A 20544-nucleotide genomic window follows, 5' to 3' on the forward strand; every position below is an offset into this window, starting at 1 on the left:
AGACACCTTACAGAAACCTTATGCTTTGACCCCATCTTGTATGGCAATCAAATCTCTGTCAATCAGGGTAAGTCGCTACCCCCTTGGCCCGCTACGCTGCATCTGGCCACGTTCTTGCAGCCATGCCAGCGTCGCCATCCGCCCCGTCACGGCATGGCGCCGATAAGAATAATACATACCGTCCCGCTCAAAAGTGCACTGGCCGCTCAGCTCGATATTGGCGACGCCCGCCTGATGCAAACGGTGTCTGGCCAGCGCCGGCAGATCGGCCAGCCATTTCAGCCCCGCCGTCTTTTCCGCAAAGAAAACCGCCGTGCCGGGATCGCGCTGTGTGAAAGCCTGATAGACATCGGCGCCCACTTCGAAATGCCGCTGGCTGATGGCCGGACCCACCCACGCCCGCCAGGACGTCTGGGCCGGCGCGCGCTCACGCAGGGCCTGCAAGGTGTTTTCCAGCACGCCGGCGGCGAGCCCGCGCCAGCCAGCATGCGCCACGCCCAAATAGCGGCCGTCGGTGCTGGCCAGCACAACAGGCAGGCAGTCGGCCGTCATGATCGCCAGCACACGATTGGCCTGCGATGTGACCGCCGCATCGGCCGTGGGGGGATCGCCGCCCTGGCCGATGCCCGCCGCCCGGTCGGCATCGAACACCTCGGCGCCGTGCACCTGCTTGAGCCACAATGGTTCGCCGGGCAACAGGGCGTCCAGGCTTTGCCGATTGGCTTGAACCCGCGCCGCCTCGTCCTGCACATGCTCGCCCAGATTGAACGAGGCCCACGGCCCGGTGCTGGCGCCGCCCTGCCGGGTCGTGCAAAAGTAGTGGACGCCCGTCCAGGGCAGCCCCGACACGAGCGGAATGGCGGCTTGTTTCAGGTTTCCCATGCGATATGGTCGATGATCTGTTGAAAGTCCTGCGCCAGGGCCGATTCGAATGCCATGCGCCGGCCGGTCGAGCAGTCGTCGAAGCTCAAGGCCTTGGCGTGCAGCAATTGCCGCAAGGCGCCCCCCACCAGCTTGCCGCCGTACAGCACATCCGCCACCAGGGGATGACGCAAGCTCATCATGTGCACACGTATCTGGTGGGTACGGCCTGTTTCCAGCTTGCAGGCCACTTCCGTGACGACCGCGTCATCGGCTGTCCGTCCCGCACGCAGCGGCGCATAGTGCGTCAAGGCGGGCTTGGGCGCAATGGGATGCTCGACCGCCATGCGCACGGGCACCCTGGGGTCCCGCCCGATGGCCAGCTTGACGCTGCCCGGCCGGGTCAGGCGGCCATGCACCAATGCCACGTACTCGCGGCTTACGCTGCGCGCCTGCAACTGGCGGACCAAATGTGTTTGCGCCTTGTCGTGGCGCGCCACCACCAGCAGCCCGGAAGTATCTTTGTCCAGCCGGTGCACGATGCCGGCGCGCGCCACCGTGGCCAGTTCCGGATAGCGATACAGCAAGCCGTTCAGCAAGGTGCCGCTCCAGTTGCCCGCCCCCGGATGGGTCACCAGGCCCGCCGGCTTGTCGACGACGATCCAGTCGCCGCTTTCGGCGACCACGGTAAAATCGACCGGTTCCGGCGTGAAGGCCAACGATTCGGGCGGGCGCTGCTCATGAACCACCAGCTTGTCGCCCGGGTTGGCCATTTGCTTGATGCGGCCGGGCTGGCCGTTGACCAGCACATGCCCGCCTTCTATCCACCCCTGCAGCCGGCTGCGGGAATGCGCCGGCATCAGCCTGGCCAAGACTTTGTCCAGCCGCTCTGGCAAGGCCGTGTAAGGAATAAGAAATTCCAGCGGCTCGGCCGACGGCAAACTTTCTGTGGCAATATCTGTGTCAGGCATGGCGACAAATCATATAATCAGCCTGCATGCTAACACCAAGGACGCTTTTGTGACTCGTATCAACCCCAATCAACCCCGATTTTCCGGCCTTGCACGGTTAAGCCGCGCTGCAATCGCCTTCGCTGCCGCGGTGCTGATTGCCGGATGCGGCACAAGCAAGGTCGAGACAGACCCCACGATCGGCTGGACCGCCGAACGCTTGTACCAGGATGCGCGCGCGGAAATCAGCGCGGGCAACTGGAACGAGGCACGGACCCGCCTCGAGGCCGTCGAAGCGCGCTATCCGTTTGGGGGGTATGCCCAGCAGTCGCTCATTGACCAGGCCTACGTCAACTGGAAAGACGATGAACCCGAACAGGCCCTGGCGGCCATCGACCGCTTCCAGCAGCAATACCCGAACCATCCCGGCACGGACTACATGCTTTACCTGAAGGGCCTGATCACCTTCACGCCGCCCAGCGCCTCGTTCACCAACATCACCCGCCAGAATCCCAGCGAACGCGACCCCAAGGGCCTGCGCGAGTCCTACGATTCGTTCAACGAGCTGATCAACCGCTATCCCGACAGCCGCTATACCGCCGATGCAAAAAAACGCGTCACCTGGCTGGTCAACACCATTGCGGAAAATGAAGTGCTCGTCGCCCAGTACTACTACGAGCGCGGCGCCTATGTGGCGGCCGTGAACCGCGCGCAAACCGTCATTACCGATTTCCAGGGCGTGCCGGCTTCCGAGAAAGCGCTATACCTGATGTACTTGTCGTACGATAAGCTGCAACTGGACGACTTGCGCGACGATGCCAAGCGTGTGCTGGATCAGAACTACCCCAACAGCAAGTATTACCAGCAGGGGCTGAGCGAGCCCGGCGGCAGCCTGTGGAACCCCATCAACTGGTTCTGATCAGGCCCCGGCCTGCTGCTTTTTGCGAAAGAATTCCACGGCCTGCCCGGGCTCGCGCGTACGCGCGAAGGACGGCAGGCCGCGCCATAACAGACGGCCATAAGGCTTGTCTATCATCCGCGTATCGCCCACCATCAATACGCCCCAATCCCGCTCCGACCGGATCAGCCGCCCCGCGCCCTGCTTGAGCGCGATCGCCGCCTCGGGAAGCTGGTATTCCATGAAAGGATTGCCGCCCTGGCTGCGGCATACGTTCAGCCGCGCCTCCAGCACCGGATCATCGGGCGGCGCGAACGGCAGCTTGTCGATGGCCACCAGGGTCAGCGCATCGCCCGGCACGTCTATGCCTTCCCAGAAGCTGGCGCTGCCGACCAGCACGGCGTTGTTGCCGGCGCGAAAGCGCTCGAGCAAGGCCCGCCGCGCGCTTTCCCCCTGGCGCAGCAGCAGCCGGTCTATGGCTTCGTCGTCGAACCGTTCCTGCAGCAGCTCGGCGATCCGGTCCACGGCCCGCAAGGTCGTGCACAGGACCAGCACGCCCCCCTGCGACGCCTTGACCAAGGGCATCAGCGCATCGACGAAACGCTCATTGAAATAGCGGTCGCTGGGAAGCGGCAGCGCTTTAGGCACATACAGCACGCCTTGCGACGCGTAGTCGAAGGGAGACTCCCAACTGAGCGTGCGCGCATCCCACAGCCCCAGTTGCCGCAGGAAATGCCCGAAATCGCCATTCACCGACAAGGTTGCCGATGTCAGCACCCAGGCCTGCTCTTTACTACGGTAACGGGAAAAAATACGGGCGACCGATAACGGGGCGCTGTGCAGGCGCATGTGGTGCAGGCTTTGCTCTACCCAGCGCACGGCAGGCTCGCTTTTGCCATCCGGGTCGTCCGGATGGGCGGGTTCGTCGTCTTGCCGGACCGGCGCCAGCGCATTGCGGCCCTGGCGGTCCGGCTGGGTCCATTGATACAGCCGGGCGCGAATGTCCAGACAGGACTTGGCCACCGCGGCCAGGTCCGGATGCTTTTCGCTGACCACATTCAGCAGCAGAATGCTCTGATCCAGGACCACCAGCAGCTCATCCAGGGCCGCGTCGAATTCCTCTGGGTTGGGAATGGCCTGGAAGGTGGCCTTGCGCCCGGGCATTTTCTCGATCGGCGCGGCCGCCAGGCGCAGCTTGCGGGCGGCATGCTCGATCCGCTTGCCCGCTTCGCTCCAGTTGGTGGATTCCCGGGCATGGGCCAGGCCCGCCACCTCGGCGGCGCGCGCCAGATCCAGCAACTGATGCGAGGAAACGCTGGTGCCCAGGAAGCGTGTGGCGATGTCGGGCAGTTGGTGCGCCTCGTCGAAGACAACCAGCTCCACGGTGGGCAGCAGGTCGGTGATCCCTTCTTCGCGCAAGGCCAGGTCCGCCATGAACAGCGCATGATTGACCACAATCAAATCCGCGTCCTGGGCCTGCCGGCGCGCTTTCAGCACAAAACAGTCGCGCACGTTGGGGCATTCCTGGCCCAGGCAGTTTTCGCGTGTCGACGTCACCCTGCTCCAGATATCGGCATCTTCCGGGACCTCGGCCAGATCGCCGCGGTCGCCCGTCCTGGACTGCTGGGCAAACACCTGGATCTGGCGCAACTGGCCGATTTCAGAGCGGGATTTCAGGGCCCGCTCGTCGCCCGCCAGGCGGTCCAGATGATAGTGGCAGACATAATTGCCCCGGCCCTTGAGCAGCGCCACCGAGATCGGCAAGGCCAGCGCGTTGCGCAAGCGGGGCAGGTCGCGGCGAAACAGCTGGTCCTGCAAGGTACGGGTGCCGGTGGACACCAGCACCTTGCTGCCGCTCAGGAATGCGGGAACCAGGTAGGCCCAGGTCTTGCCCGTGCCGGTGCCCGCTTCGGCAATCAGCGTGGTGTGATTGAGCAAGGCCTCTTCGATGGCCTGGGCCAATTCCAGTTGTGCCTGCCTGGGGCGGTAGTCTGGCACAGCCTGGGCAAGCGGGCCATCGGAGGCAAAAATATCGGAAAGTTCTTGCAAAAGCATCAAAAAAGTCAAGAAGGTATAAGCACTGCCTGCACGGCGAGGCAAAAGGGGTAAAGTATGCGCTCCCCCCGAAAGATCCACCCGTGATGATACTCGGGTATTTTTCGAACACAGGATCAATGTGGCAAAATGCGCCGCTTGATTTATGTTTTTTTGATGCCTTAATGACTACTGCCTCCGTTTCATCCAAACCCGACGCCGCCGGCATCGACCCGGCACGAATCGTGGCCTTGCTGGCCAACGAGCTCAATGTGCGCGCCGCGCAGGTTGCCGCCACCATCGAACTGCTCGATGGCGGCGCCACCGTGCCCTTTATCGCGCGCTACCGCAAGGAAGCCACCGGCGGCCTGGACGATACGGTGCTGCGCAACCTCGAAGTACGGCTGATCTACGTGCGCGAACTCGAAACCCGCCGTGCCGCCATTCTTGATTCGATCGGGCAGCAAGGCAAGCTCACCCCCGCGCTGCAGCAGGAAATCCAGGCCGCGGACACCAAGCAGCGGCTGGAAGACTTGTACGCGCCCTATAAGCCCAAGCGCCGTACGCGCGCCCAGATCGCGCGGGAAGCGGGCCTGGAGCCCCTGGCCGATGCCATTCTGGAAGACCGGCATGCCGATCCCGCCCAATTGGCCGAATCGTATCTGAATCCGGAAGCCTCAATCAACGACGCCAAAGCCGCGCTGGACGGCGCGCGCGACATCCTGGCCGAACGCTTTGCCGAAAACGCCGACTTGCTGGAGAACATGCGCGAGCACCTGTGGAACACAGGCCTGGTACATGCCAAGGTGGTCGAGGGCAAAGAGCACGAAGGCGATAATTTCCGCGACTGGTTCGATTTCAGCGAAGCGCTGCGCTCGCTGCCCTCGCATCGCATCCTGGCCTTGCTGCGCGGACGCCAGCAGGGCGTACTGGACATCCGCCTGGGGCTGGAACCCGAGCTGGAAGCCTTGACGCCCCACCCCTGCGTAGCGCGCATCGCGGACTTTCTGCGCGTGGGCGCCGACTTCAGCCCGGACGCCCCGCCGCGCGGGCGCTGGCTGGGCGAAGTCTGCCGCTGGACCTGGCGGGTCAAGCTGTTGACGGCTTTTGAATCCGAACTGATCGGCCGGCTGCGCGATACGGCGGAACAGGAAGCCATACGCGTCTTTGCCGCCAACCTGAAAGACCTGCTGCTGGCCGCGCCCGCCGGCCCCAAAGCCGTACTGGGACTGGACCCGGGCATACGCACCGGGGTCAAGGTGGCCGCCATCGACGCCACGGGAAAAGTGCTGGCCACCAGCACCGTCTACCCCTTCGAGCCGCGCCGCGATCGCGAAGGCAGCATCAACACGCTGGCCGCCCTGGTGGCCAAGCACAAGATCGAACTGGTCGCCATCGGTAACGGCACCGCCTCGCGCGAGACCGAAAAGCTCGTGATCGACATGCAGCAGAAGTTCCCCGAGCTTCAGTTGACGCGGGTCATGGTCTCCGAGGCCGGCGCCTCGGTCTATTCGGCGTCCGAGCTGGCCGCTCACGAATTCCCCGACCTCGACGTCAGCCTGCGCGGCGCCGTATCCATTGCGCGCCGCCTGCAAGACCCGCTGGCCGAGCTGGTCAAAATAGAACCCAAGGCAATCGGCGTGGGCCAGTACCAGCATGACGTGAATCAGCGCGAACTGGCCCGCTCGCTGGATACCGTCATCGAAGACTGCGTGAACGCCGTCGGCGTCGACGTCAACACGGCATCCGCGCCCTTGCTGACGCGGGTATCGGGCCTGAATGCATCCCTGGCCAAGAACATTGTGGCCTGGCGCAACGATCACGGCGCCTTTCCCGACCGCAAGACCCTGATGAAAGTGCCGCGCTTCGGCGACAAGGCCTTTGAACAAGCGGCCGGATTCTTGCGCGTTCCCAATGGCGACAATCCGCTGGATGCCTCGTCGGTCCACCCCGAAGCCTATCCGGTGGTCGAACGCATCCTGAAGAAAATCAATGCGGATGCGCGCCAGGTCATGGGCCAGTCAGGCGCCTTGAAAGGCGTGTCGCCCGCCGAATTCACCGATGAACGGTTCGGCCTGCCCACCGTCAAAGATATCTTTCTCGAGATCGAGAAACCGGGGCGCGACCCGCGGCCCGAGTTCAAAACCGCGGAATTCAAGGAAGGCGTCAACACCATCAACGACCTGCACGCCGGCATGATCCTGGAAGGCGTCGTCACCAATGTGGCCAACTTCGGGGCTTTCGTCGACGTCGGCGTGCATCAGGACGGGCTGGTTCATATTTCGGCCCTGTCCGACACCTTCGTCAAGGACCCGCGCGATGTGGTCCGCGTCGGGCAGATGGTCAAGGTCAAAGTGCAGGAAGTCGATGCCGCGCGCAAGCGCATCGGGCTGACGATGCGCCTGAATGACGATGCGCCGCCGGCGCGCCGCACAGGCGACGACCGCCGCGGCCCCGCCGGCAACCCTTCGCGCCGCCAGGCGCCGCAGCGCCCGCAGGAAGCCGCCGGCCAGGGCGCCATGGCCGCCGCTTTTGCAAAACTCAAGAAATAGTCTCCATGAGCACTGAAAATATCTATCGGCAGCAGCTCGAACGCCTGATCGGCCTGTTGTCTTGCGACGATATGGACGAGCATGAAACCAGCCGCATCGTCAATATCTGCCTGCAGGCGCAAGGCGCCCCCGCCGCTACGCTGCGGGAGCATTACGGCGCGGATGCCGCCAAGGTGGCCGAGTACGACCCGGAAGGCGTCACGGCCTTCATCGTCTTTATCGAGCTCGAGGACTATTTCGCGGTCGCAGACACGGTCGACGAGCTGTATGAACAGATCGTCGACGCTTTCGAGCGCCCCGCCCTGCCGGATTACCCCTACGACGATAACGACTTCGAAACCATGTCGGACTTCTATCGATGGGCTGACCGCCAGTTGCTGGCCCACCACGGCAAATACTGTCTGATCAGCTTTGGCGAAAGCTATACCCACGACTTCCAGACCGTGCTCGTCTATCGCGAACAGGCCGCAGCCACCCTGGCGCTGTGCCAGGAACTGGGCCTGAAGGCCGAGCGCTGCGACTGACGTGCCCGCGGCAGCGGGCCCGGTTTTATTCCTGATTCAGCTCGGCCACGGCTTCATGCACGCGCGGCAGCAGTGCCGCGTCGAAGCGGCAAACCAGCGCGCCGTCCAGATGCAGGCTCGCGACCTGATCATCGCGGGTCAGCAAGGAGGCGATGGGTTCGTCCTTGAGCTTGCCCATGGCCACCCCCGCCGCCTTCGGGTCGGCGAAGCCTTCCGACAGCAGCAGCTCCTGCCCATCGGCGGCCAGCAGGCGAAAGCGGAACTGGCCGTCCTGGTCGCGGAAGCTCACGAAACGCGCACGCTTGCCGGCGGATTTCCTGGCGGCCGGCGCCTGGCTTGGCACCGGGGCGGCGCGCAGGCCGACCGCTACGCGCAAACGCTCCATCAGGGGTTGCGCCAGGCGGCGCGCCTTGACGGCGCCCGCCTGGAGAATGTCTTCGATGCGGTCGGGACTGGCCATGAGCTGGACATAGCGCTCGCGCATGGGCGAGAGCTCATCTTCGATGAGGATGCATAATTGGTCCTTGGCTTCGCCCCAGCCCATGCCCTCTTCCAGTTGCTTGCGGAACTGCGCCGCTGCCTGCGGCGCGGCAAATGCGCGGTACAAGGCATACAAGTGCGAACCTTCCGCGTCCTTGGGCTCGCCCGGCTGGCGCGAGTCGGTCACGATGCGCATGACGGCCGCCCGCAAGGCCTTGGCGCCGCCCTCGAACAGGGGAATCGTGTTGTCGTAGCTCTTGGACATCTTGCGGCCGTCCAGGCCGGGCAGCGTCGCCACGTCCTCGGCGATCTGGACTTCCGGCAAGACGAACAGGTCTTTGCCCTGGCCATACAGATGGTTGAAGCGCTGGGCGATGTCGCGGGCCATTTCCAGATGCTGTATCTGGTCGCGGCCCACCGGGACCTTGTTGGCATTGAACAGCAGGATGTCGGCGGCCATCAGCACCGGATATGAAAACAGCCCCATGGTGATCCCGTCATCGGGTTCCTGCTGCCGGGCCACATTCTGGTCGACGGCTGCCTTGTACGCGTGCGCCCGGTTCATCAGCCCCTTAGCCGTGACGCAAGTCAGCATCCAGCACAGTTCGGGAATCTCGGGGATGTCGGACTGCCGGTAGAACGTGACTTTTTCCGGGTCCAGCCCGGCGGCGATCCAGGTTGCGGCGATTTCCAGGCGCGAACGCGCAATCCGTTGCGGATCGTCGCATTTGATCAGGGCATGGTAATCGGCCATGAAGTAAAAGGCATCCACGCCGGGCAGCATGCTGGCCTGTATGGACGGGCGGATCGCGCCCGCATAGTTGCCCAGATGCGGGGTACCGGAAGTGGTAATGCCTGTGAGGACTCTGGTATTCATAAATCGCTTCGATGTCAGGAAAGGGAACTACAGCGTGACGGCTTCGCGCCGCTCGGCATCCAGGTATTCCCTGGATTGCATCTCCATGATGCGCGAGACAGTCCGATGAAACTCGTTGGACATGGGGCCTTGCGTGTAGAGTTCGTCGGCCTCGCATTCGGCCGACATGATGAGTTTGACCTTGTGATCGTAGAACACATCGATCAGCCAGGTAAAGCGGCGTGCTTCCGATGCATGGCGCGGCCCCATGCGCGGCACATCCGACAAAATGACCGTATGGAAGCGGCTGGCCAGGTCCAGATAATCGTTCTGCGAACGCGGGCCGCCGCACAAGGTGGCAAAATCGAACCAGACGATGCTGCCGCCCAGCGCAACGGCCTTGATCTCGCGGTTTTCAACGGTCAGCACCGGCTTCATGGGCGCCGTGTCCAGCAGCCTGTCGAAATTGGCCTGCAGTTCCTGGTTCGTATCCGACGTAATAGGCGTCAGGTACAAGCGGACCTGCTCCAGGCTGCGGCGCCGATAGTCCGTGCCGACATCCACATTCATGATGTCCATGCGCTCTTGAATCAGCTTGATGGCCGGCAGGATGCGGTCGCGATGCAGGCCGTCCGGATACAAGGTCGATGGCTCGTAATTGGAGGTCATGACGAACGACGTGCCGTGCTCGAACAGCTTGAGCAGCAGTCGGTACAGTATCATCGCATCGGCGACATCGGACACATGGAATTCGTCAAAGCATATCAGGCGGTAGCGCTTGGCCACGCGGCGCGCGACCTCGTCCAGCGGGTCCTGCTGCCCCCTGACCGCATCGAGCTCGCGGTGCACGCCGCGCATGAACTCGTGAAAATGCACCCGCGTCTTGCGCTTGACCGGCACCGTCAGGTAGAAGGCATCCATCAAAAAGCTTTTGCCCCGGCCCACCCCACCCCATAAATACACGCCGCGCGGCACATCGGGCCGCTTGAAGATTTTCCTGAGCGCCGAGGAACGGTCTTGCTTGAAGCTCACCCAATCATCGAAATAAGCCTGCAAGCGCTCGATCGCGGCCAGTTGCGCCTCGTCGGGCTGGTAGCCGCGCTCTTTCAGCGCGTGATGATAATACTCAAGAACATTCATAGCTTGAAGCCTGGTCTGGGCAAAGGGGGCAACGAAAAAAGGGCGAGCCGTGCGCCCGCCCTTTTCAAAAGGTCACGTCATCGACGACGCCGAGGATCAGAAATTCAGCGTGCGTTTGTCGACCGCCAGCGCCGCTTCCTTCATGGCTTCCGACAAGGTCGGATGCGCATGGCAGATACGGGCGATGTCTTCGGCCGCGCCGCGGAACTCCATGATGGTGACCGCTTCAGCGATGAGTTCGGAAGCCATGGGGCCGATCACATGCACGCCCAGGACCTCGTCGGTCTTGGCGTCGGCAAGCACCTTGACGAAACCGGTGGTGTCGCCCAGGGCCCTGGCCCGGCCATTGGCCATGAACGGAAAGCTGCCCGCCTTGTAGTCGCGCCCTTCGGTCTTGAGCTGCTGCTCGTTCTTGCCCACCCAGGCGATTTCAGGCGAGGTGTAGATAACCGATGGAATGGTGGCGAAGTTGACGTGGCCATGCTGCCCGGCGATGCGCTCGGCCACCGCCACCCCTTCTTCTTCCGCCTTGTGCGCCAGCATGGGGCCGCGCACTACGTCACCCACCGCCCAGACGTTGGGCAGATTGGTCTTGCAGTCGTCGTCGACGGCAATGAAGCCGCGCTCGTCGCGTTTCAGGCCGACCGTATCCACGCCCAAGCCGTCGACATTGGGCACACGGCCGATGGACACGATGAGCTTGTCGACCACCAGCTTCTGTTCGGCGCCGCCCGCATCCGTGTAGGGCACGGTGACCGACTTGGCAGTGGATTTGACTTCGCCGATCTTGACGCCGGTATGGATGGCCAGGCCTTGCTTGGCGAATGCTTTTTGCGCTTCCTTGGCGACCTGCTGATCGGCCACCGCCAGGAAATCAGGCATGGCTTCCAGAATGGTGACTTCGGCGCCCAGGCGGCGCCATACGCTGCCCAGCTCCAGGCCGATCACGCCCGCGCCGATCACGCCCAGCTTTTTAGGCACGGCGGGAATGCGCAAGGCGCCGTCGTTGGACAGGACCTGGGCTTCGTCGAACGGCAGGCCGGGCAGCTCGCGCGGCGAGGAACCCGTGGCGATGATGACGTGCTTGGCCACCAGGTCTTCTTGGGCTTTTCCGTCTACCTTGATGGACCAGCCCCCATCGACGTGGGCCACGAACGAGCCCTTGCCATGGAAGAAGGTGACCTTGTTCTTTTTGAACAGATACAAAATACCGTCATTGTTCTGCTTGACGACGGTATCTTTGCGGCCAACCAGCGTATCGAGCTTCAGGCTCACGCCCTTGAGCTCGATGCCATGCTCGGCAAAATGATGATTGGCCTGCTCGAAGTGCTCGGACGACTGCAACAGCGCCTTGGAAGGAATGCACCCCACATTGGTGCAGGTGCCGCCGGGCGCGGGTTTGCCATCGGCCGTGCTCCAGGCATCGATGCACGCCACGCTCATGCCCAATTGCGCAGCGCGGATGGCGGCAATGTAACCGCCCGGCCCTGCTCCGATAACAACAACGTCGAATTGTTTAGCCATGTTCTTTCTCGATTGAATAGAGTATTAACTCAAAAACCCCGGGCCAGCCTGTTCGCGCATGGGCGAAGAGGCTTCCGGGGTTTTTCTTACACCACCTTAGCCTGCATGATGCTTAAACGTCCAGCAGCAAGCGTTGTGGGTCTTCCAGTGCTTCTTTCATGGCCACCAGGGCCAGCACGGCTTCGCGGCCATCGATGATGCGATGGTCGTAGGACAGCGCCAGGAAGTTGATGGGACGAATGACGATCTGGCCGTTCTCGACGACGGGGCGCTCTTTAGTGGCATGAATGCCCAGAATCGCCGATTGGGGCGGGTTGATGATGGGGGTGGACAGCATCGAACCGAACACGCCGCCATTGGAAATCGAGAACGTGCCGCCGGTGAGTTCTTCAAGACCCAACTTGCCGTCGCGGGCGCGGGCGCCGAAATCGGCGATCTGCTTTTCGATTTCAGCGATGGAAAGCTGATCGGCGTTGCGCAGGATGGGCACGACCAGGCCGCGCGGGCTGCCCACGGCGATGCCAATATCGAAATAGCCGTGATAGATGATGTCTTTGCCGTCGACGGAAGCATTGACGACCGGGTATTTCTTGAGTGCGGCAACGGCGGCTTTCACGAAGAAGGACGTGAAGCCCAGTTTGACGCCGTGCTCTTTTTCGAACTGGTCCTTGTATTTTTTACGTAGATCCAGAATGCCTTGCATGTTGACTTCGTTGAAGGTAGTCAAGATGGCGTTGTCGGCCTGCGATTGCAACAGGCGTTCCGCCACGCGGGCACGCAGACGGCTCATGGGGACGCGCTGTTCGGGGCGGCCATCGAGCGAGAGCGTGGCGGGCGCCGCGGGCGCGGCCGCCTTCTTGGCGGGCTGGCTGCCTGCTTGCAGGGCGTCGCCCTTGGTGATGCGGCCACCACGCCCCGACCCTTCGACCGACGCCGGATCGACGCCCTTGTCGGCCAGGATTTTCCCGGCGGCGGGCGAAGTGATGGCGGAAGCGGCGGCCGGCGCGCCCGCGGGGGCGGCTGCGGCAGGCGCTGCGGCTTGTTCGGCAGGCGCCGCAGCAGCGGGCGCGGCGGCCTTGCCTTCGGAGTCGATGCGGGCCAGCACTTCGCCGGACGTGACAGTGCTGCCATCGCCCTTGACGATTTCTTTCAGGACGCCCGACGAAGGCGCGGGCACTTCAAGCACGACCTTATCCGTTTCAACCTCGATCAGGATCTCGTCGGCCTCGACAGCCTCGCCCGGCTGTTTCTTCCAGTTGAGCAAGGTTGCCTCGGAAACCGACTCGGAAAGCTGGGGTACGAGAACATCAGTAATAGCCATAGTATGTATTCCGTTATGTGAGGTATTCGTTATTTGGTCAGCATGAAGCTCTTGAACTTGGGCGCCAGGGCCTGCTCCAGCAGGTTGCGCTGCTGCTCTTGGTGTTTGGCCAGGTAGCCCACCGCCGGCGAGGCCGACGCGGCGCGCCCTGCATAGCCCAAGCGCTGGCCTTCAGCCACATTTTCGTACAAATGATGCTGAATATAAAACCACGGCCCCTGGTTCTGCGGCTCGTCCTGAACCCAGACGATTTCCTTGGCGTTGGTGTATTTTTGCAGCTCGGCCTGGAACGACTTGTGGGCAAAGGGATAGAGCTGCTCGACGCGCAGCACGGCCACATCGGAGCGCCCGGCTTCCCGGCGTGCGTTGACAATGTCGTAATAGACCTTGCCCGAGCAGACCAGCACCCGCTTGACGCCTGCGGCGTCGATGGTCTCGTCCTGTTCGCCGATGACGGGCAGGAACTGGCTGTTGGCCAGGTCGGACAAGGGCGAGGTGGCGTCTTTGTTGCGCAGCAAGGACTTCGGCGTCAGGATGACCAGCGGCTTGCGGAAGGGCCGGATCATCTGGCGGCGCAACAGGTGGAAGATTTGCGAGCCGTTGGTGGGCTGCACAACCTGTATGTTGTTGTCGGCGCACAGCTGCAGGAAGCGCTCGATGCGGGCTGACGAGTGCTCGGGGCCCTGCCCTTCGTAGCCATGCGGCAGCATCATGGTCAGGCCGCACTGGCGGCCCCACTTGGCTTCGCCCGAGGTGATGAACTGGTCGATCACCACTTGCGCGCCGTTGACGAAGTCGCCGAACTGCGCTTCCCAGATGGTCAGCGTGTTGGGCTCGGCCGAGGCATAGCCGTATTCAAAGGCCAGCACGGCCTCTTCGGACAGCACCGAGTCGATGACGGTGAACGGCGCCTGACTGTCGGAGACGTTCTGCAGCGGGATATAGGTGCCGTCGTTCCAGCGCTCGCGCTTCTGATCGTGCAGGACGGCGTGCCGGTGGGTAAACGTGCCGCGGCCCGAGTCTTGCCCGGTGATGCGGATGGCATAGCCCGACGCGACCAGGGTAGCGAAAGCCAGGTGTTCGCCCATGCCCCAGTCGACATTCTGCTCGCCGCGCGCCATGTTGCGGCGGTCGTTGAGCAGCTTGTTGACCAGGGAGTGGACCGTAAAGCCTTCCGGCACGGTCGTCAGCTTTTCGCCGATACGGGTCAGTTCGGCCAGCGGTACGCCGGTATCGGCCTGGTCCGTCCATTTGGCGCCCAGGAAGGCGGACCAGTCGGTCGAATACTTGTTCTTGTAGTCGGTCAGGACGGGCTCGATGGTGCGTTGGCCGTCTTCCATGAGCTGGCGATAGTCTTTGACCAGTTGATCGGGTTCGCCCTCGGCCAGCACGCCCTGCGCCACCAGCTTGTCGGCGTAAACTTTGCGCGTGCCGGGGTGCTTGCCGATGCTTTTGTACATCAGGGGCTGGGTCAGCGAGGGGGTGTCCTGCTCGTTGTGGCCCAGTTTGCGGAAGCAGACGATATCGACCACGACGTCGTGATGAAACTTCATGCGGTAATCGAGCGCCAGCTGGGTCACGTAGACCACGGCTTCGGGGTCGTCGCCGTTGACGTGAAAGACGGGCGCTTCGATCATTTTGACCACATCGGTGCAATACAGCGTGGAACGCGTGTCGCGCGGATCAGAGGTGGTAAAGCCGATCTGGTTGTTGATGACGATGTGCAGTGTGCCGCCGGTACCGTAACCGCGCGTTTGCGCCAGGTTAAGGGTTTCCATGACAACACCCTGGCCGGCAAAGGCGGCATCGCCGTGAACCAGCACGGGCAATACCTGCGAGCCTTCGTCATCCCCCCGGCGATCCTGGCGGGCGCGCACGCTGCCCTCGACCACCGGGTTGACGATTTCAAGGTGGGACGGGTTGAACGCCAGCGACAGGTGCACAGGGCCGCCGCGCGTGGACAGGTCGCTGGAAAAACCGTTGTGGTATTTGACGTCGCCGTCGGTCAGGCCTTCGGCATGCTTGCCTTCGAATTCGGCGAACAGGTCGGCGGGCATCTTGCCCATGATGTTGACCAGCATGTTCAGGCGGCCGCGGTGCGCCATGCCCACCACGATTTCCTGTACGCCGTTATCGCCGGCATGGCCGACGACTTCGTCCATGGCGGCAATGAAGCTTTCGCCGCCTTCCAGCGAGAAACGCTTCTGGCCCACATACTTGGTATGCAGGAAGCGTTCGAGGCCTTCGGCTTCGGTGACCTGCTGCAGAATATGACGTTTGCGCTCGGGGGAGAAAGACGGCACGCCGACGGTGGACTCAAGGCGTTCCTGAATCCAGCGCTTGGCCGCCGGGTCGGAAATGTGCATGAATTCCGCACCGACGTTGCGGCAATAGGTATCACGCAAGGCCTTGAGCATGTCGCGCATGGTCATGGTGTCGGCTTTGGTGAAATAGGTATTCGTGGCGGAATACACCTGATCCAGGTCGGCTTCGGTCAGGCCGTAGAAGCTGGGGTCGAGCTCGGGGATATTGGGGCGATCCTGGCGTTTCAGCGGATCAAGGTCGGCGAAACGGGAACCCAGCGAGCGATAGGCAGCGATAATCGACTGCACATAGACCTGCTTGCTGGCCACGGCAAGATCGGGTTCCTGGGCGCGCGCGATGAAGGCGTTGGCCTTGGCGCGCTGCGCGAACGACTCGATGACGGGCGCATGGGCCTGGTCGCGGGTGACCTCGCTGCCGTCGGTGGCAGGCAGGTGCTGCAGTTGATCGAAGTAATCACGCCACTGATCTGGAACAGAACCGGGATTGTCAAGGTAGGACTCGTAGAGTTCCTCGACATATGGGGCGTTGCTACCAAACAGGTAAGAGTTAGATAAGAGTTCTATTTCCGATGACATATATGCGCTTCACCTATCCGAGTGTCTCACTCGTTATGATGCAGGGAACAACCTTCCGCGACACGGCCAGACCGATTAGCGGATAGCGGGGCAGAAGGCAACGTACGACGCCTTGATAAGCCGTATTCGTACTAGTATACCCTTGAAGCAAGGCAGGATAAACCTGGCCGGCGGGAATTCCCCGGCAAATGCGCCAAAGCGTTGGCATTAACAAACAACTTTGCCGGAATCCGGATAATTCTTCACACAAGCAGGCCTTATCCAGTTAACTTTTTCCCTTTTGATTGAAAGTTTCATTTTTATTGCAGGAGCACCCCGCCATGGACCCCAATGCCGATCTCGCCAAACTGGCCCTCGATTATCATGCGAACCCCGTCCCGGGAAAAATCTCGGTCATGCCGACCAAGCCGCTGGCCAACCAGGACGATCTATCGCTGGCCTACTCGCCGGGCGTCGCGGTGGCGTGCATGACCATACACGCGGACGGCGAAGATGCCGCCGCGATGTATACGTCCCGCTCCAACCTGGTGGGCGTGATCACCAATGGCACCGCCGTACTGGGCCTGGGCAATATCGGGCCGCTGGCCGCCAAACCCGTCATGGAGGGCAAGGGCTGCCTGTTCAAGAAGTTTGCCGGCATCGATGTGTTCGATATCGAGCTGGCTGAAACCGATCCGGACAAGCTGGTCGAGATCATTGCGGCGCTGGAGCCGACGCTGGGCGGGGTCAACCTGGAAGACATCAAGGCGCCCGAGTGCTTCTATATAGAGAAGAAACTGCGCGAGCGCATGAAGATCCCGGTTTTCCACGACGATCAGCACGGCACGGCGATCATTTCGTCGGCGGCCATCCTCAACGGCCTGAAAGTGGTCGGCAAGAAGATCGGCGAGGTGAAGCTGGTGTGTTCGGGCGCCGGCGCGGCCGCCATCGCCTGCCTGGACCTGCTGACGCACCTGGGCGTGAAGCTGTCCAACATCTATGTGGTCGATTCACGCGGGGTGATCCGCAAGGGCCGCGAAGAAAACATGGAAGCCAACAAGGCGCGCTACGCCCAGGACACCGACGCGCGCACACTGGCCGATGTCTGCCGGGATGCCGACGTATTCCTGGGCTGCTCGGCGCCGGGCGTACTGACCGCCGACATGGTCAAGACCATGGCGCCCAAGCCGCTGATCCTGGCGCTGGCCAACCCCGAGCCCGAAATCCGGCCCGAGGTCGCCAAGGCGGCCAGGCCCGACTGCATCATCGCCACCGGCCGTTCCGACTATCCCAACCAGGTCAATAACGTCTTGTGCTTCCCCTTCATTTTCCGGGGCGCCATGGATGCCGGCGCCACGGTCATCAATGAAGAAATGAAGCTGGCCTGCGTCAAGGCCATTGCCGAACTGGCCGAAGCCGAACAAAACGACGAGGTGGCCACCGCCTATGCCGGCCAGGAACTCACCTTCGGCCCTGATTACATCATCCCGAAACCCTTCGATCCGCGCCTGATCGTCAAAATCGCCCCCGCCATCGCCGAAGCCGCCGCCGCTTCCGGCGTTGCCCGGCGCCCCATTGCCGACATGGAGGCCTACCGGCAGAAGCTGATGAGCCTGGTCTACCATACCGGCCAGTTGATGCGCCCGCTCTTCATGCAGGCCAAGAGCGCGCCCAAGCGGGTCATCTATGCGGACGGCGAAGACGAGCGCGTATTGCGCGCGGTGCAGACCATTGTCGATGAACAATTCGCCCACCCCATCCTGGTGGGACGCCCCGCCGTCATCGATATGCGCATCAAGAAATTCGGCCTGCGCCTGGCGATCGGCAAGGATGTCGAGGTCGTCGACCCCGAAGACGACTCCCGCTTCAACGAAACGTGGTCGGCCTACTACAAGCTGAAAGGCCGCGATGGCGTAACGCCTGAAATCGCCAAGGCCATGGTGCGCAAGCACAATTCGCTGATCGGGGTCATGCTGCTGCAGCGCGGCGACGCCGATGCCATGATCTGCGGCGTCACCAGCCGCTTCGACAATCAGCTTCGCTATGTGGACGAAGTGATCGGCCTGAAGTCGGGCGCCAAAACATACGCAGCCATGAATGTGCTGATGCTGCCGACCCAGACGCTGTTCATCTGCGATACGCACGTGAATGAAGACCCGACGGCAGAGCAGATTGCCGACATGACGATCCAGGCGGCGCAAGAGGTGCACCGCTTTGGCGTGGTGCCCAAGGTGGCGCTGCTGTCGCACTCGAACTTCGGCAGCCGCTCGTCGGCTTCTTCGCGCAAGATGGCCGAGGCGCGCCGGATCATTGCAGAGCGCGCGCCCGACCTGGAGGTCGACGGCGAGATGCACGCGGATTCGGCGCTGTCCGAGAAAATCCGCCTGAAATCCTTCCCCGACTCGACCCTGAAAGGGCCGGCCAACTTGCTGATCACGCCGAACCTGGATACGGGGAATATTACCTACAACATGCTGAAGATGACGGGCAGCAATGGCGTGACCATGGGGCCGGTGCTCCTGGGCGCGGCAAGACCGGTACATATCCTGACGACGAGCTCGACCGTGCGGCGGATTGTGAACATGACGGCGCTGGCCGTGGTGGATGCGCAGCAAGAAGCCGGGCAGGTGCAGTTGTAAAAGGGTCAAGGGCGCGGCGGTGCCGGCCTTGCGCTGAAACCGCCGCGCCCTGCCCGGCTACGGCCATAAACCCTTGATGGCCAGATAGATGCCGACGATGGCCAGGCTGATCAGGAAGCAACGCCGGAAAACAGCGGGGGCCAGCGACTGGCGTAGCCGCTGGCCGGCCCCCATCCCGATCAAAGCGGGAAGCAGCATAAGCAGCGACGCGCTTGCCGCGCTGAATGAATAACTGTCATTCATCCACAGGCCGACGGCCAGCGCCACGGTTGAAACGGTGAACGACACCCCCATGGCCTGGATCAGCGCATCGCGCGCCAGGCCCAGGGACTGCAGGTAGGGCACGGCGGGCACGACGAAAACGCCGGTTACGGCCGTAATGAAACCCGTCACGGCGCCCACCAGCGGACCCATCCATTTTTCCGCCCGCGGCGGCACGGCCAGGGGCTTGCCGAACAGCGTCCAGGCCGAATAAGCAATCAGCGCCACCCCCAGCGACACCGCTGCCCAGGCCCCGGCCGGCGCGCCCAGCAGGGCCGCCCCGGCCAACGTACCCGCGGCCACCCCCGCCTGCATGCCGCCGATGCGCCGCAGCATGGGGCCCAGCGCATGGACAGGCCGGGTCTGCCAGACATTGGTGACCAGGGACGGGATCACCAGCAAAGCGGCGGCTTGCGCCGGCGCCATGAAGATGGACAGCAAGGCCATGGAAATGGTCGGCAGGCCCAAACCGACCACCCCCTTGACCAGGCCGGCCAGCACAAACACCGCCGCCACGGGCAGGAACGACTGCAGCGTGAAACCATCAAGCATTTCGGTCAACATCGTCGACGACTCCAGGGAATTCATGATCAAAGCCTGCCGCTATTCTGCCGCCTGGCCCTGGATTGGAAAATTCGGTTTTAGCTAAGCCAGCCTCAGGCTGAACCTTAGCCTGGCCCAGGGGCGCATGCTATGATTTTTTCATGCGTTTCGACCTGACCGACCTGCGCCTGTTCTTGAACATCAACGAAGCGGGCACGATTACCGACGGCGCCCAGCGGTCGCACATGACGCTGGCCTCTGCCAGCGAGCGCGTCAAGGGCATGGAAGAAGCTGTGGGCGCCGCCCTGCTGCTGCGCGGCCGGCGCGGCGTGCAGGCCACGCCGGCGGGACGTACGCTGCTGCATCATGCGCGCACGGTACTGCAGCAGATGGACCGCATGCGGGGCGAGCTTGATCTATATGGCCAGGGCCTTGCCGGACACGTGCGCCTGCTCTGCAATACCGCCGCGCTCAGCGAGTACCTGCCCGACATGCTCAGCGGATTCCTGGCCCGATACCCGCAGATTTCAGTCGATCTGGAAGAAAAGATGAGCTACGACATTGCCGACGCAATCCGCGCCGGCCATGCGGACATCGGCATCGTGGCCGACTCGGTTGACCTGCAGGGCCTGGAAACCCGCATATTCCGGCACGACGCGCTGACACTGATCGTACCCAGGGACCACGAACTGGCCCAGCGCGATTCGGTCAGCCTGGCCGAAGTGGCTCACTGCGCCTTCGTCGGCCTGACGGAAGGCAGCGCGCTTCAGGAACATATTGCCCACCATGCGCGCAGGTCGGGCAAGCGCCTGAGCTATCGCGTGCGCCTGCGCAGCCTGGACGCGGTTTGCAGGATGGTCGGCCAGGGCATCGGCATAGGCGTGGTGCCCAAGGCGGCGGCCCTGCGTTGCGGGCGGGCGGCCCGCATCAAGCGGGTCGCACTGAGCGACCCCTGGGCAGCCCGAGACCTGATGCTGTGCGTGCGTTCAGCCGATGATCTGCCGGTATACGTGAAGGAAATGATGCGATGCCTGCTGGATGCGCCCGGCGCAAGGCCGTCCGGCGCGGCGGTCCGACCTTGA

The 20544-nt window shown here is 62.8% G+C and carries 14 protein-coding genes; 5 read left to right on the top strand and 9 right to left on the bottom strand.

Features of this window, described 5'->3' with window-relative positions; all coding sequences use genetic code 11:
* Positions 1-75: 75 nt before the first annotated feature.
* Both pgeF and RE432_RS16995 read right to left on the bottom strand, forming a co-directional pair.
* A complete protein-coding gene (gene pgeF / locus RE432_RS16990; RefSeq protein ID WP_310934711.1) occupies positions 76-882 on the bottom strand; it encodes a peptidoglycan editing factor PgeF in 807 nt (268 codons plus the stop codon).
* Entirely contained in the window at positions 870-1832 is a 963-nt protein-coding gene (locus tag RE432_RS16995; protein WP_310934712.1) for an RluA family pseudouridine synthase, read from the bottom strand. The genes pgeF and RE432_RS16995 overlap by 13 nt, the downstream gene beginning before the upstream one ends.
* Positions 1833-1881: 49 nt before the next feature.
* Here RE432_RS16995 and RE432_RS17000 point away from each other — a divergent pair, with 49 nt between their 5' ends.
* A complete protein-coding gene (locus RE432_RS17000) occupies positions 1882-2730 on the top strand; it encodes an outer membrane protein assembly factor BamD (protein ID WP_310934713.1) in 849 nt (282 codons plus the stop codon).
* Here the strand turns inward: RE432_RS17000 and RE432_RS17005 are convergent, their stop codons facing one another.
* Entirely contained in the window at positions 2731-4764 is a 2034-nt protein-coding gene (locus RE432_RS17005; protein ID WP_310934715.1) for an ATP-dependent DNA helicase, read from the bottom strand.
* A gap of 164 nt (positions 4765-4928) precedes the next feature.
* On the opposite strand from RE432_RS17005, the gene RE432_RS17010 reads away from it, so the two are divergent.
* Entirely contained in the window at positions 4929-7295 is a 2367-nt protein-coding gene (locus tag RE432_RS17010; RefSeq protein ID WP_310934716.1) for a Tex family protein, read from the top strand.
* A 5-nt stretch (positions 7296-7300) separates the two neighbouring features.
* The gene (locus RE432_RS17015; protein ID WP_310934718.1) at positions 7301-7819 is read left to right on the top strand and encodes a hypothetical protein; all 519 of its coding nucleotides are present in this window, start codon (positions 7301-7303) and stop codon (positions 7817-7819) included.
* Between the two features lie 25 nt (positions 7820-7844).
* On the opposite strand, the gene RE432_RS17020 is transcribed toward RE432_RS17015, so the two are convergent.
* The 5 genes from RE432_RS17020 to RE432_RS17040 all read right to left on the bottom strand — a co-directional run bounded on the left by RE432_RS17020 (position 7845) and on the right by RE432_RS17040 (position 16040).
* Positions 7845-9176, bottom strand: a complete 1332-nt coding sequence (locus tag RE432_RS17020; protein ID WP_310934719.1) for a tryptophan--tRNA ligase — start codon at positions 9174-9176, stop codon at positions 7845-7847.
* Between the two features lie 27 nt (positions 9177-9203).
* Positions 9204-10295, bottom strand: a complete 1092-nt coding sequence (gene zapE, locus RE432_RS17025) for a cell division protein ZapE (RefSeq protein ID WP_310934720.1) — start codon at positions 10293-10295, stop codon at positions 9204-9206.
* Between the two features lie 96 nt (positions 10296-10391).
* Complete coding sequence (gene lpdA / locus RE432_RS17030; RefSeq protein WP_310934721.1) at positions 10392-11819, bottom strand: dihydrolipoyl dehydrogenase; 1428 nt, start codon at positions 11817-11819, stop codon at positions 10392-10394.
* A gap of 112 nt (positions 11820-11931) precedes the next feature.
* A complete protein-coding gene (gene odhB / locus RE432_RS17035; RefSeq protein ID WP_310934722.1) occupies positions 11932-13140 on the bottom strand; it encodes a 2-oxoglutarate dehydrogenase complex dihydrolipoyllysine-residue succinyltransferase in 1209 nt (402 codons plus the stop codon).
* 29 nt (positions 13141-13169) lie between these two features.
* Positions 13170-16040 (bottom strand): 2-oxoglutarate dehydrogenase E1 component, encoded by a 2871-nt coding sequence (locus RE432_RS17040; protein WP_310934724.1) that lies wholly within the window; start codon positions 16038-16040, stop codon positions 13170-13172.
* A 320-nt stretch (positions 16041-16360) separates the two neighbouring features.
* Here RE432_RS17040 and RE432_RS17045 point away from each other — a divergent pair, with 320 nt between their 5' ends.
* The gene (locus RE432_RS17045; protein ID WP_310934725.1) at positions 16361-18658 is read left to right on the top strand and encodes an NADP-dependent malic enzyme; all 2298 of its coding nucleotides are present in this window, start codon (positions 16361-16363) and stop codon (positions 18656-18658) included.
* Between the two features lie 57 nt (positions 18659-18715).
* Here RE432_RS17045 and RE432_RS17050 read toward each other — a convergent pair whose 3' ends face one another.
* Positions 18716-19507, bottom strand: a complete 792-nt coding sequence (locus RE432_RS17050; protein WP_409079885.1) for a sulfite exporter TauE/SafE family protein — start codon at positions 19505-19507, stop codon at positions 18716-18718.
* A 116-nt stretch (positions 19508-19623) separates the two neighbouring features.
* Between RE432_RS17050 and RE432_RS17055 the strand changes: the two genes are divergently transcribed.
* On the top strand, positions 19624-20544 hold the full coding sequence (locus RE432_RS17055; protein WP_310934726.1) for a LysR substrate-binding domain-containing protein: 921 nt from the start codon (positions 19624-19626) through the stop codon (positions 20542-20544).

The organism is Pusillimonas sp. SM2304, from assembly GCF_031628915.1.
Classification (GTDB): Bacteria; Pseudomonadota; Gammaproteobacteria; order Burkholderiales; family Burkholderiaceae_B; genus Pusillimonas_C.

Bases quoted from the DNA above. Each gene is read 5' to 3' on its own strand.
- RE432_RS17020 (WP_310934719.1), bottom strand. From the start codon at position 9,176: ATGAATACCAGAGTCCTCACAGGCATTACCACTTCCGGTACCCCGCAT.
- RE432_RS17045 (WP_310934725.1), top strand. From the start codon at position 16,361: ATGGACCCCAATGCCGATCTCGCCAAACTGGCCCTCGATTATCATGCG.
- zapE (WP_310934720.1), bottom strand. From the start codon at position 10,295: ATGAATGTTCTTGAGTATTATCATCACGCGCTGAAAGAGCGCGGCTAC.
- RE432_RS17040 (WP_310934724.1), bottom strand. From the start codon at position 16,040: ATGTCATCGGAAATAGAACTCTTATCTAACTCTTACCTGTTTGGTAGC.
- RE432_RS17050 (WP_409079885.1), bottom strand. From the start codon at position 19,507: ATGAATTCCCTGGAGTCGTCGACGATGTTGACCGAAATGCTTGATGGT.
- RE432_RS17055 (WP_310934726.1), top strand. From the start codon at position 19,624: ATGCGTTTCGACCTGACCGACCTGCGCCTGTTCTTGAACATCAACGAA.
- RE432_RS16995 (WP_310934712.1), bottom strand. From the start codon at position 1,832: ATGCCTGACACAGATATTGCCACAGAAAGTTTGCCGTCGGCCGAGCCG.
- pgeF (WP_310934711.1), bottom strand. From the start codon at position 882: ATGGGAAACCTGAAACAAGCCGCCATTCCGCTCGTGTCGGGGCTGCCC.
- RE432_RS17010 (WP_310934716.1), top strand. From the start codon at position 4,929: ATGACTACTGCCTCCGTTTCATCCAAACCCGACGCCGCCGGCATCGAC.
- RE432_RS17015 (WP_310934718.1), top strand. From the start codon at position 7,301: ATGAGCACTGAAAATATCTATCGGCAGCAGCTCGAACGCCTGATCGGC.
- RE432_RS17005 (WP_310934715.1), bottom strand. From the start codon at position 4,764: ATGCTTTTGCAAGAACTTTCCGATATTTTTGCCTCCGATGGCCCGCTT.
- lpdA (WP_310934721.1), bottom strand. From the start codon at position 11,819: ATGGCTAAACAATTCGACGTTGTTGTTATCGGAGCAGGGCCGGGCGGT.
- odhB (WP_310934722.1), bottom strand. From the start codon at position 13,140: ATGGCTATTACTGATGTTCTCGTACCCCAGCTTTCCGAGTCGGTTTCC.